This window comes from Polynucleobacter sp. UB-Siik-W21, from assembly GCF_018687415.1.
GTDB lineage: Bacteria > Pseudomonadota > Gammaproteobacteria > Burkholderiales > Burkholderiaceae > Polynucleobacter.
On sequence record NZ_CP061289.1, the window covers coordinates 1,843,698 to 1,855,426 of the forward strand.

An 11,729-nucleotide genomic window follows, 5' to 3' on the forward strand; every position below is an offset into this window, starting at 1 on the left:
AACAGCTCATTAAAAAGCCACCCGAAGGTGGCTTACCCATCAATAGTTACAGAAGAAATCTTTATTTACTAATTCTGCACTCAGAAGGTAGTAACTGAGAAATTAGATTGGTCTCAGTCGATCTGCATGACCAACCTCCAGCCCAAGTTGAGCCCTCAGGTTTTGACAAATCAATTGGCTTAGGCGAGTTTACATCTGGCTCGTTGGTGGGAACAAGGTGCAATGTATTTTTACCTTCAGGCGCCACACTAATTTGGTAATCAATCGCAATTGCCCCTGATGGGGTAACTTCAATCAATTTAACGCTTCGTGTTGGCGTAAAGGTGAAAGATCCGCTTGTAGCTTCATCCATAGGCACGGTTCCACGACTAGCAAATGCTTCTGTTACGGCAAGCTTGGCGCTGGAGGAGAGATTCATGCCTTCAATAACTCGGCTACGAGCAATATAGTCTTGATACTGGGGGACTGCTACCGCAACTAAAATACCGATGATCGCCACTACCACCATGACTTCTATCAGCGTAAAGCCAGACTCTTGATGAGTCTCTTGTTGTCCCTGCTTGTCCTGATTTTTACTTTGCATATCTTCTAGCTCCTGAGGTGAAATACCTCATCATCCAGTCTATACCTCTTGAACTCAATGAGGCTAAGAAGTAAAAAGGCCGGCTTTCAAGGCCGGCTTTTCTGATTACCTGGAAAGAAATTTACGCTTCTTTGTGAGCATTCTTTTTCTTTAAATAGGTTCCAACCAAAATAACAATTGCGACACCAATCACCTCAAAGGCGAGCTTTGCATCACCTAATGCCTCTTGGATACTATCTTTAATAGCTGGATCATCAACCAACATACCACCAGCTAGAAGGCCTAATAAACCAGCACCCAAAGTAATAATGATTGGGAAACGCTCCATCACCTTTAACAACATAGCGCTGCCAAAAATGATTAATGGGATAGACATTCCAAGTCCAATAATCAGAAGCAATAAACGAGTTTCTTCTGGACCCTTTTGTGCGGCCGCGGCTACAGCTAAAACGTTATCCAAACTCATGACTAAGTCTGCAATCAAGATTGTACGTATGGCCGCCCAAATACTTGTCTTAGCCTCCATATGCTCTTCCCCGCCGCTATCAGACAATAACTGAATGCCGATATACAGCAGCAATAAACCGCCGACGATTTTTAGATAAGGCAACGTTAGTAAGGCCACTGCAGTAATGGTTAGTACTACACGCAAAATAATCGCTGCTGCGCTACCCCAAAAAATGGCTTTCTTTTGCTGGGCTGGCGGCAGGTTACGTGATGCTAAAGCAATCACTACTGCGTTATCACCCGATAACAAAATATTCGCAACAATAATTGATAAGAGTGCCGCCCAAAAAGTAGCGTCAGAAAATGCCGAAAAATCCATGATGTCTCCTACGTTTTTATGTTTTAACTTCTTTTTAATTACTGATTACTACGAAAAAGGATACTGAATATTCAGCATCCTTTTCTGACCGCTCATTACAACATAGCTTTTAATAATGCAGCCATTTCCGATGGGTTCTTTGTCACCTTGAAACCACACTCTTCCATCACAGCAAGCTTAGCATCAGCTGTATCTGCACCCCCAGAAATTAACGCGCCTGCATGACCCATCCGCTTACCTGGAGGGGCAGTAACGCCTGCAATAAAGCCAACTATTGGTTTCTTCATATTGTCTTTACACCAGCGAGCTGCCTCAGCCTCATCAGGCCCACCGATTTCACCAATCATAATGACAGCGTCTGTTTCTGGATCTTCATTAAACATGCGCATCACATCAATGTGCTTCAAACCATTAATCGGGTCGCCACCAATACCTACTGCAGTAGATTGGCCCAAGCCAATTGCAGTCAATTGACCAACCGCTTCGTATGTCAAAGTTCCAGAGCGGCTCACAACACCAATACGACCTTTCTTGTGAATATGGCCTGGCATGATACCGATCTTGATTTCATCAGGAGTAATAATTCCTGGGCAGTTAGGGCCAAGTAACAAAGTTTTCTTGCCGCCCTTAGCTTCTTTAGCTTTCATCTTGTTACGCACTTCCAGCATGTCGCGTACTGGAATACCTTCTGTAATACAGATCACGAAATCGAGGTCAGCTTCAACTGCTTCCCAGATTGCAGCGGCTGCGCCTGGAGGTGGAACATAAATGACAGAAGTAGTTGCACCAGTTTGGGCCGCAGCCTCTTTAACAGTCGCATAAATTGGAATATTAAAAATAGACTCGCCAGCCTTTTTAGGATTTACGCCAGCAACGAAACAGTTTTTACCGTTTGCGTATTCCTGACATTTTTCAGTATGGAACTGACCGGTCTTACCAGTAATACCCTGTGTAATGACTTTGGTGTTTTTATTGATCAAAATAGACATATTGAAATTCCTGGATTATTTGTTTTTGGCAACAGCGGCAACTACCTTAGTAGCGGCTTCAGCCATTGAGTCGGCGCTAATGATTGGCAAACCAGAGTCCACAAGAATTTTCTTGCCCAACTCTTCATTAGTGCCCTTCATGCGCACTACCAAAGGAACTGTGAGGTTTACTGCCTTACAAGCAGTAACAACGCCGTCAGCGATCACATCGCAACGCATAATCCCGCCGAAGATGTTGACCAAAATGGCTTCAACACTCTTGTTCTTGAGCATGATCTTGAATGCTTCGGTCACTTTTTCTGCAGTAGCACCCCCGCCAACGTCTAAGAAGTTTGCAGGCTCGCCACCGAATAACTTAATCGTATCCATGGTTGCCATTGCTAAACCAGCGCCGTTTACGAGACAGCCAATATTGCCATCTAAGGAGATGTAAGCCAGATCAAATTTAGAAGCTTCAATCTCAGCAGCATCTTCTTCATCGATATCGCGGTAAGCAACGATTTCTGGATGACGGAATAATGCGTTTGGATCAAAGTTGAACTTAGCGTCCAAAGCCTTGATCTTGCCATTACCTTCAAGAATCAATGGGTTAATTTCAACCAATGAAGCATCGGTATCCCAATAGGTTTTGTACAAGTTTTTGAATACATCACGAGCCATCGGAATAGAGGCTTCAGGAACACCAATACCTTTTGCAACGATATCGCAGTCAGGATCCGTCATTCCAATCAATGGATCTACAAACACTTTGATAATTTTTTCTGGATGAGACGCAGCGACTTCCTCAATATCCATGCCGCCTTCGCTAGAAGCCATGATCACATTTTTTTGTGTCGCGCGGTCTGTAACGATACTGAAGTAATACTCTTTTTTGATATCTGCACCGTCTTCAATTAAAAGACGATTGACTTTTTGACCTTCTGGGCCTGTCTGGTGAGTCTTGAGTTGCATACCCAAAATTTCGGATGCGTACTTCTTTACGTCATCCATACTTCTCGCCAACTTCACACCACCGCCTTTGCCACGACCACCAGCATGAATTTGAGCCTTCACAACCCATACTGGACCGCCGAGCTTTTCAGCAGCCTTCATAGCTTCATCTACACTAAATGCAGGAATGCCATTTGGAACAGGCACATTAAATTGGCGCAGAAGTTCTTTGCCCTGGTACTCGTGAATTTTCATAATTACTCCGAAACGGTATCTTTTGTAGCAAGCGATGAGGATTAGTAAAACCGATATTGCCTTGATCCCATACTTACTCGAGAAATAGCTAAATTAGCCAAATTTGAATAAATGCGAACGGCTTGACCGACTTCATAAGTCTATCATGTTGCAATGCCGCAAATGGCAATTTTTGATCCGTAATTGCCCTAATCAGGACTTTGACCGCCAATTATTCTGGCCACCACATCTGAACTAAAACCCTTAGACGCCAAAAACCGATATTGCCTTGCGCGTTCTTTTTGATCCTGGGCTTTTTCCCCGTATTTTCTTGCCCAAAGTTCATATGCCCGCTGAAATTCAGTCTCCTTTAAAGCCCCAAGGAGCTTGGCTGATTGCTCCGAACCCACCCCCGCCCTCTCTAGCTCATCAGCAATTTTTCGAGTCCCATATCGCTCACTACGCCTTCGCACCAAGGCTTCCGCAAATCGCTCGTCGGATAACCAACCACGAGTCTCAAAATCATCCAAAACAGCCTCAATACTAAGAGTGGTAACTTGCGAGGTTTGCTTCAGTTGCTCAGCGCCCAACCTTGCCCATCTAGCCTCTGATTCGGCCAACTTGGCGGCTAAAGTTTTGCGACTATATTCTCGGAGCGATAAAAGACGCAAAGCCCGAGCTTTGAGACTCGGGCTTTGTTTAGGTTTTTTACTAGCTAATTCTGACATCGAATGATTCAACGCAGTTATTCGACTTCCTCTTCCTCACTTAAGACATCGGTCACTACTGCAGAACCAGATTTGACGCCTAGTTTCTCGCGAATTTTTGCTTCGATATCTTTAGCAATCGCTGGATTCTCTTTCAGGAAATCGCGCACATTGTCTTTACCCTGACCAATACGATCGCCGTTGTAGCTATACCAAGAGCCAGACTTTTCAACGATATCGGCTTCAACACCCATATCAATGATTTCACCCTCTCTTGAAATACCGGCACCGTACATGATGTCAAAAATGGCCTCGCGGAATGGAGGAGAAACTTTGTTCTTCACAACCTTCACACGGGTTTCATTACCAACGACTTCGTCACCCTTCTTAATGCTACCAATACGGCGAATATCTAAGCGCATAGAAGCGTAGAACTTCAGTGCATTACCACCAGTAGTAGTCTCTGGCGAACCAAACATCACACCAATCTTCATGCGAATTTGGTTAATAAAGATCACGGTGGTGTTAGTGCGCTTGATAGCGCCAGTCAATTTACGCAATGCTTGACTCATCAAGCGAGCTTGCAAGCCGGGCAATGAGTCGCCCATATCGCCTTCAATCTCAGCTTTGGGAACCAAAGCTGCAACGGAGTCAATGACGATCAAATCGATTGAGCCGGAGCGCACTAGAGCATCTGCGATTTCTAAAGCTTGCTCACCAGTGTCTGGTTGAGAAATCAATAAATTATTCACATCCACACCTAAGCGGGATGCGTACTGAACATCTAAAGCATGTTCAGCGTCGATAAATGCGCAAGTACCACCAAGCTTTTGCATTTCTGCAATCGCATGCAAAGTTAAGGTTGTTTTACCGGATGATTCTGGACCGTAGATTTCAATCACACGACCACGTGCTAGACCGCCAACTCCCAAGGCAATATCCAAGCCAAGTGAGCCACTCGATACCACTTGAATATCTTGGCTAATTTCAGCATCGCCCAATCTCATGATCGAGCCCTTGCCAAATTGTTTCTCAATTTGCGCTAAGGCTGCTGTTAACGCCTTTTGCTTATCTCCACTCATCCCCTCAAATTCTGAGGAAGCTGATTTTCTTTTGTCATCTAAGGCCATTTTTTATTCCTTTTTCACTGTGTATTGGGCTTTTTCCCGAAGTTTCATCTACTGTTTAACAACTTAGGATTTACTGTATATAAAAACAGTAGTATTTGCAAGCGACTTTTCAAGGGAATTTACAGATTTTTTACTAGTCCCTGCTCGATTGGGGTGCGGTCCCAATAGAAAAAGAGAGGCATTGCAATCGCCCATACGACGCCAACTAGGATAAAACCCGTGATTTGACCTCCGGGACCCCATCCTCCAGCCCCTAATCGAATGCCAGCCTCATAGGAAAGGGGGCCAGAAATAGCGCCCAATACGGCTGCCCAGATGGGTCTACCCCGCAACCAAGATAAGGAACCGTTTACGGTAGTGGCCACTAACACCCAAAGAGTCCACATCCATAAAGGGGATAGAAAGGGAGAAGGCCAATCATCTCGGAAATCCAAGTAGCCTAAATACATGATGAGGGAGTCAGTACAAATTCCAAAGAAGAGGGCTTTTAATAGGAGGCTCAATTCGGCTCTAGGGGATGGAGAGCGCCATGCATGAAACGCTATATAGGCCAAAGTACCAATTACCGGCCATAGCACCTGCTGATTAGCTGCACCCAATACACAAGCAAACCAACCAGCTTGAAAAAAGACAAAGTTCCAAAATTTAGCCATATATGAATTCTAGCCAGCCTAAGAAAAAAGCCACTGCCGGTGGGCAATGGCCTGTAGATTTGGTGGCGAATCAGGGATTTGAACCCCGGACCTGCGGATTATGATTCCGTCGCTCTAACCAGCTGAGCTAATTCGCCGAACTGATGATTATAAAACAATAGAAGGGGTGCTGTCTAAATGAAGCTGACTGTGCTGATAACGCTGATTAGTTTCGCCGCTACCTTACGCAAACCTCATCTAACCTCTATTTAAAAGCGATCGGGACCTAAAAGTAGCGGGGGGGGAGAAATCACTTATAGTTATAAAAAATATAAAGGGGTTGTTGTGAAACTATTGGTAACACTAATCTTTGTTAGCGCACTAATTGCTTGCTCGCAAAAACCTGACAACCTCACGCTAAGCTGTTACGGCGCCGTTATTAAGACGGAAGCAAAAAAAGAAATTGTTACACCTCAGGTGACGCGAACCTACAAGATTAAAGATTACAAAATCGATGATTATGAGTGTACCCAGCAATCCAACATCATTAGCTGCAATTTGATCAAAGAGTCCAACGGGGCAAGGCAGCGTAAACGTATTATTTACAATACAATTACGCTCTCATTTGCCGAAATTGATGCCACTTGGTCTATTGGTGAAAAGATAAACCCTAACGAACGCACTATTGCTCGAGCAGAATTTATTGGTAGATGCGAAAAGCCGATCCTGAATTAAAAGAATGACGTAGCTTAGTTACAAGCAAAGTATTCAGTAAACTTCGCTTGCGCTGCTCTTTGTGCCATCAATTCGAATCGGCTACGAATACTATTTCTCACGAAATACTCAATCACCAGGGATGGAATGATGGAGTGCGGCTCCACAATCGCTTCATACCTAAAAAGCGTCTTATCCTTTCCCTCGCTAAGCCTCCAAGACCCTCGATATTGTTTGTTATCACCGCTTAGCTGCTCAAAAGTAATCAGTTTATTTGGGGTCTCTGTGTATTCCATGAGTGATTTCATTTCAACCGGAAAAAAGAGTATCTGCTCTCTAATTAACCTTTGAACACGTACTTTATTACGAGTCCGTGATATCACTTTCGATTCAACAATCCCAGGAATACTCTTGGCCCCCTCATAGTCAGTAATAAAAGCATAGGCAGCACAGATATCGATTGGCACTGCATAACTAGCCTGAATTTTGAAGTATCCATCTTCTGAAATGACACTTACTTGCACATCATATGGATTCGCATTTTCTTGTGCGTGACTATGCAGTGCGCTGATAAATAAGAATAGGCAAACAATCCATTTCATCATTTAATTTTCATACTAAATTGTAAAGGCAGGATTTTGACCTGACATATTCTCTCTTGACTTAGATATTGAGGGTGCCTAGATGCTCCGCTGTTCATATGACAAGTTTATGAATCTAGTCAATAGCTGTCATATTCGATCCTCAAAAATAAGAGTGCATTATGAGGCTTAAAGTGCAATGAGTTTGCTCTAAAGAATCGATCTTGGCACCCTTTTTCTAAGAAATAGCTCATTTACTCTAATCTGCAGCTACCCTTCTAAGAAATCGTAATATAGATGCATGAAAAGAGATTTCCAAAAACGGCTTGTCTTAGTGTTCTTGAGTGTTTTGATGCCTCTTGGCGCTTCTGCAGCCCAAATCTTCATTACTAACTATCCATCAGAAGCCAATGCTAAGGTCTTTGTTACAAAGTACCCGTCTGAAGCGAACTGCATCGTCTACGAAACCCAATACTCCAGCGACAAGGAACCAGGGGTATGGTTTTATACAAAATATAAAAGTGATGCGCGAGCCACTATCTACTACACCCAATACAAATCCGATGCCGACCTTATTGTGTATTTCACAAAATACAAAAGTGATGCACGCTGCCGTTACTAACAAAGAAACTTAAAGCATGAAACTCATTTCAATTTCAGTAGGAAAAGTTTTGCCTTTGTTTGGCAATCACCACCCCGATTACAAATTAGTCGCTTCGGCAATTCATAAAAAGAGTATTAGTAATTTACAAAATCCCATTTCAGTTGAAATTACTACTCTTGGAGTGCAGAGTGATGAGCAGGCTGACTTGAATGTTCATGGTGGCATTGAAAAAGCGATCTACGTCTATCCAGCCGAACACTACGCTTTTTGGAACGAGCTACTCAGCCGTGAAACTAAAAAAGAAGTTGCTCTCCAACATGGAGCTATCGGAGAAAACTTCACCATCGAAGGTTTGCTCGAGAGCGAGGTCTACGTTGGCGATGCATTACTGATTGGCGATCTAGAATTTTCTGTAGTCAAACTGCGTGAACCCTGCTTTAAGTTCAATGCAGCAGTGGGCTATAAAGGTGCTAGTAAAGCGATGCTCCAGTCGGGCTTTAGTGGCTGGTATCTCAGAGTCATCAAGACTGGCATCTTGGCTGCCGGAGCACAGATTACTCTTGTTCCTGGAGCAAGAGATATTTCAATTGCTCAGCAAAATCAAAAGTTACTAAACAATCGCAATCAAAAAGATTTGTGGGAATAAAAAAGCCCGATCATTTTGTGATCGGGCTTTTAGATACTACAAACTAAAGATGCTTTACATCTAATTAGTCACGTGCATAGATATCTACATCTTTGGTTTCTTTAACAAACAGTACACCGATTACCAATGTCATCGTAGCGATAATGATTGGATACCAGAGACCGTAGTAAATATTACCGTTCTGCGCAACCAAGGCGAAGGAGATCGTTGGCAACAAGCCACCGAACCAACCGTTACCAATATGGTATGGCAAGGACATCGAGGTGTAGCGAATCCGAGTTGGGAACATCTCAACGAGCATCGCTGCGATTGGGCCATAAACCATGGTTACCAAAATCACCAAAAATACTAACAAGGCCAATACCGCAACATGGTTAACCTCAGCTGGGTTAGCTTTAGCAGGGTAGCCGGCAGCATTCAATGCATCACGAATTTCTTTCTTGAACTCTGCATCTTTGGCTTTTGCATCTGCTGGAGCCATAGCCTTGGAGGAGTAGCCAGTGATTTCAGTATCGCCAATCTTCACAATCGCTGTACTACCAGCAGCACCGGCAACGGTGGAATAGCTAGCAGAGTTTGAAGCCATCACTTGTTTTGCGATATCGCAAGAGCTTGTGAACTTCGCAGTGCCGGTTGGGTTGAACTGGAAGGTACATTCAGTTGGATCAACCGTAATAGAAGCTGGTGCAGTTGCCATTGCCTTCTCTAACTGTGGGTTGGAGAAGTGAGTCAAGGCATTAAATACTGAAACTGGCGTATTTGGAATGTAAGTAATGATCGCCAATAACAAGCCGCCCATGATAATCACTTTACGGCCAATCTTGTCAGACAAGGCGCCAAATACTACGAAGAATGGTGTGCCGATAACCAATGAAGCAGCAATCAACAAGTTCGCAGTTTTAGCATCTACCTTCATCACTTGGGTGAGGTAGAACAAAGCATAGAACTGGCCTGTGTACCAAACCACTGCTTGACCTGCAACTAGACCAAACAATGCCAAGATCACGATCTTCAAGTTCTTCCATTGACCAAATGATTCTGTCAAAGGTGCTTTAGACAACTTACCTTCATCTTTCATCTTCTTGAAAGCTGGTGATTCATTCATGGACAAACGAATCCATACAGAAATTGCCAACAAAGCGATAGAAGCAATGAAAGGAACGCGCCAGCCCCAAACCTCAAAGTCTGGACCAGTGAATTCACGTGTAAACAAAATCACAAGCAAGGAGAGGAACAAACCCAGAGTAGCGGTTGTCTGAATCCAAGCTGTATATGCACCGCGCTTACCATGAGGGGCATGCTCTGCAACATAAGTAGCAGCACCACCGTACTCACCACCTAAGGCCAAACCTTGCAGCATACGCAATGCAATCAAGATGACTGGGGCAGCAACACCGATAGATGCATAGTTAGGCAGAATACCCACGATGAAGGTTGCGCCACCCATAAGCATAATAGTGACCAAGAAGGTGTACTTACGGCCAATCAAATCGCCTAAGCGGCCAAACACCAATGCGCCAAATGGACGCACGATGAAACCAGCGGCAAAAGCTAACAAGGCAAAAATGAAGGCAGAGCCAGCATCTAATCCTGAGAAGAACTGCTTGGCAATAACGGCAGCCAAAGAACCGTAAAGGTAAAAGTCATACCACTCAAAAACCGTACCTAAAGAGGAAGCAAAAATAACTTTGCGCTCTGCAGCGGTCATTGGGGCTGCTTTAGTTGATGTTGACATCAGTAGCTCCTAACTATTTATAGAAATAAAAAAACAACTCGTCGATTATCCTTAAAAAAATTCAAAGAAATCCAACACTTAGGGTAATTACTCATGAAATTCAGTCGGGGTATTCCCGAAAACTGCATATTTAATGCAATACACTTAATCCATGATGACATCATGGATTTGCACTATTTCATAGCAAGTTGCCCAATCAAGGTGCATATTCGAAAAACCAAGTGCAACACCCAGAATTTGTCTATTTGCACTTCGATTTAATAGTCTCTGAAGTTATTAAAAAGGCATAGCTCAATATGCCGCCAAAAATATTACATAAGGAGCATTTCAAATGAAAAGACGTGACTTTCTAGGTAAAACCGCAATCGGCGCTGCTGCTGGAGTATTGGCTGCACCCGCCATTGCACAATCTATGCCAGAAGTGAAGTGGCGCTGCGCCTCTAGCTTTCCTAAAAGCCTAGACACCATTTACGGTGGTGGTGAATTTATCTCCAAGCGAGTAGCCGCACTGACCGATGGCAAGTTCCAAATTCGTATTTTTGGTGCAGGTGAAATCGTCCCAGCCTTCGGTACGGTTGATGCAGTACAACAGGGTACTGTGGAATGTACTCATACTGCCGGCTACTACTTTGTAGGCAAAAATAAAACGTTCGCTTTTGATACGACCGTTCCGTTTGGTATGAATCAGCGCCAGCAAAATGCTTGGATGTATTGGGGCGGTGGCTTGAAACTCCAACGCGAGTTCTTGCGTGACTACAACATTATTTCTTTCCCAGCAGGTAACACCGGCACTCAAATGGGTGGCTGGTTTAAAAAACCAGTGAAGACTGTTGCTGACCTAAAAGGTCTGAAGATGCGTATTGCCGGTCTTGGTGGCGAAGTGATGTCCCGCTTAGGCGCAATTCCACAACAGATTGCCGGTGGCGATATTTATCCAGCGCTTGAAAAGGGTGTGATTGATGCGGCTGAGTGGGTTGGTCCTTACGACGATGAAAAACTAGGCTTTTACAAAATTGCTCCTTACTACTACTACCCAGGATGGTGGGAAGCTTGTTCGATGTACTCCATGTATGTCAACATCAAAGAATGGGAAAAGTTACCTAAGCAATATCAAGAAGCTTTGGCCTCAGCATGTGCGGAGTGCAACATTGACATGATGGCCGAGTACGACTACAAAAACCCAATCGCTTTGCAAAGCTTAATTAAGAATGGTGTGAAGCTGCAATCTTATTCAACAGACATTATGAAAGCGGCATCCAATGCGGCATTCGAAATGTATGAAGAAGAAGCAGCCAAGAATCCATCATTCAAGAAGATTTACGAACCTTGGAAAAAATTCCGCAACGATCAAATGCTGTGGAATAAAGTTGCTGAGCAAACACTGATGAGCTTCATGTTGACTAATCCAGTCAAATAAG

The 11,729-nt window shown here is 43.8% G+C and carries 13 protein-coding genes and 1 tRNA gene; 4 read left to right on the top strand and 10 right to left on the bottom strand.

What is annotated here, in order from left to right:
• Nucleotides 1-61 precede the first annotated feature (61 nt).
• From C2756_RS09555 to C2756_RS09590, 8 genes are all read right to left on the bottom strand, one after another.
• Nucleotides 62-583, bottom strand: a complete 522-nt coding sequence (locus C2756_RS09555; RefSeq protein WP_215318937.1) for a pilin — start codon at nt 581-583, stop codon at nt 62-64.
• A gap of 121 nt (nt 584-704) precedes the next feature.
• Nucleotides 705-1,409, bottom strand: coding sequence for a TerC family protein (locus C2756_RS09560; RefSeq protein ID WP_215318939.1), 705 nt, complete (start codon nt 1,407-1,409; stop codon nt 705-707).
• A gap of 95 nt (nt 1,410-1,504) precedes the next feature.
• Complete coding sequence (gene sucD, locus C2756_RS09565; protein ID WP_215295801.1) at nt 1,505-2,398, bottom strand: succinate--CoA ligase subunit alpha; 894 nt, start codon at nt 2,396-2,398, stop codon at nt 1,505-1,507.
• Nucleotides 2,399-2,413: 15 nt separating this feature from the next.
• Nucleotides 2,414-3,583 carry an ADP-forming succinate--CoA ligase subunit beta gene (gene sucC, locus C2756_RS09570; RefSeq protein ID WP_215318941.1) on the bottom strand — a complete coding sequence of 390 codons (1,170 nt, stop codon included), beginning with the start codon at nt 3,581-3,583 and terminating at the stop codon, nt 2,414-2,416.
• A gap of 188 nt (nt 3,584-3,771) precedes the next feature.
• Nucleotides 3,772-4,290 carry a recombination regulator RecX gene (recX, locus tag C2756_RS09575; RefSeq protein WP_215318943.1) on the bottom strand — a complete coding sequence of 173 codons (519 nt, stop codon included), beginning with the start codon at nt 4,288-4,290 and terminating at the stop codon, nt 3,772-3,774.
• Nucleotides 4,291-4,307: 17 nt separating this feature from the next.
• Nucleotides 4,308-5,399, bottom strand: coding sequence for a recombinase RecA (gene recA, locus C2756_RS09580; protein ID WP_215295804.1), 1,092 nt, complete (start codon nt 5,397-5,399; stop codon nt 4,308-4,310).
• Between the two features lie 119 nt (nt 5,400-5,518).
• A complete protein-coding gene (locus tag C2756_RS09585) occupies nt 5,519-6,052 on the bottom strand; it encodes a DUF2878 domain-containing protein (protein ID WP_215295805.1) in 534 nt (177 codons plus the stop codon).
• Nucleotides 6,053-6,112: 60 nt separating this feature from the next.
• A tRNA-Met gene (locus C2756_RS09590) sits at nt 6,113-6,189 on the bottom strand.
• 187 nt (nt 6,190-6,376) lie between these two features.
• Here C2756_RS09590 and C2756_RS09595 point away from each other — a divergent pair.
• Nucleotides 6,377-6,766 (top strand): hypothetical protein, encoded by a 390-nt coding sequence (locus C2756_RS09595; RefSeq protein ID WP_215318945.1) that lies wholly within the window; start codon nt 6,377-6,379, stop codon nt 6,764-6,766.
• A 14-nt stretch (nt 6,767-6,780) separates the two neighbouring features.
• Here C2756_RS09595 and C2756_RS09600 read toward each other — a convergent pair whose 3' ends face one another.
• Nucleotides 6,781-7,350: an SRPBCC family protein gene (locus C2756_RS09600; protein WP_251372044.1), complete on the bottom strand. Its 570-nt coding sequence runs from the start codon at nt 7,348-7,350 to the stop codon at nt 6,781-6,783.
• A gap of 277 nt (nt 7,351-7,627) precedes the next feature.
• Between C2756_RS09600 and C2756_RS09605 the strand changes: the two genes are divergently transcribed.
• Both C2756_RS09605 and C2756_RS09610 read left to right on the top strand, forming a co-directional pair.
• On the top strand, nt 7,628-7,948 hold the full coding sequence (locus tag C2756_RS09605) for a DUF6150 family protein (protein WP_215318946.1): 321 nt from the start codon (nt 7,628-7,630) through the stop codon (nt 7,946-7,948).
• Between the two features lie 16 nt (nt 7,949-7,964).
• Complete coding sequence (locus C2756_RS09610) at nt 7,965-8,576, top strand: MOSC domain-containing protein (protein WP_215318948.1); 612 nt, start codon at nt 7,965-7,967, stop codon at nt 8,574-8,576.
• A 64-nt stretch (nt 8,577-8,640) separates the two neighbouring features.
• Here the strand turns inward: C2756_RS09610 and C2756_RS09615 are convergent, their stop codons facing one another.
• On the bottom strand, nt 8,641-10,311 hold the full coding sequence (locus C2756_RS09615) for an MFS transporter (protein ID WP_215318950.1): 1,671 nt from the start codon (nt 10,309-10,311) through the stop codon (nt 8,641-8,643).
• Between the two features lie 331 nt (nt 10,312-10,642).
• On the opposite strand from C2756_RS09615, the gene C2756_RS09620 reads away from it, so the two are divergent.
• On the top strand, nt 10,643-11,728 hold the full coding sequence (locus C2756_RS09620) for a TRAP transporter substrate-binding protein (RefSeq protein ID WP_215295829.1): 1,086 nt from the start codon (nt 10,643-10,645) through the stop codon (nt 11,726-11,728).
• The last annotated feature ends 1 nt before the right edge of the window (nt 11,729 follow it).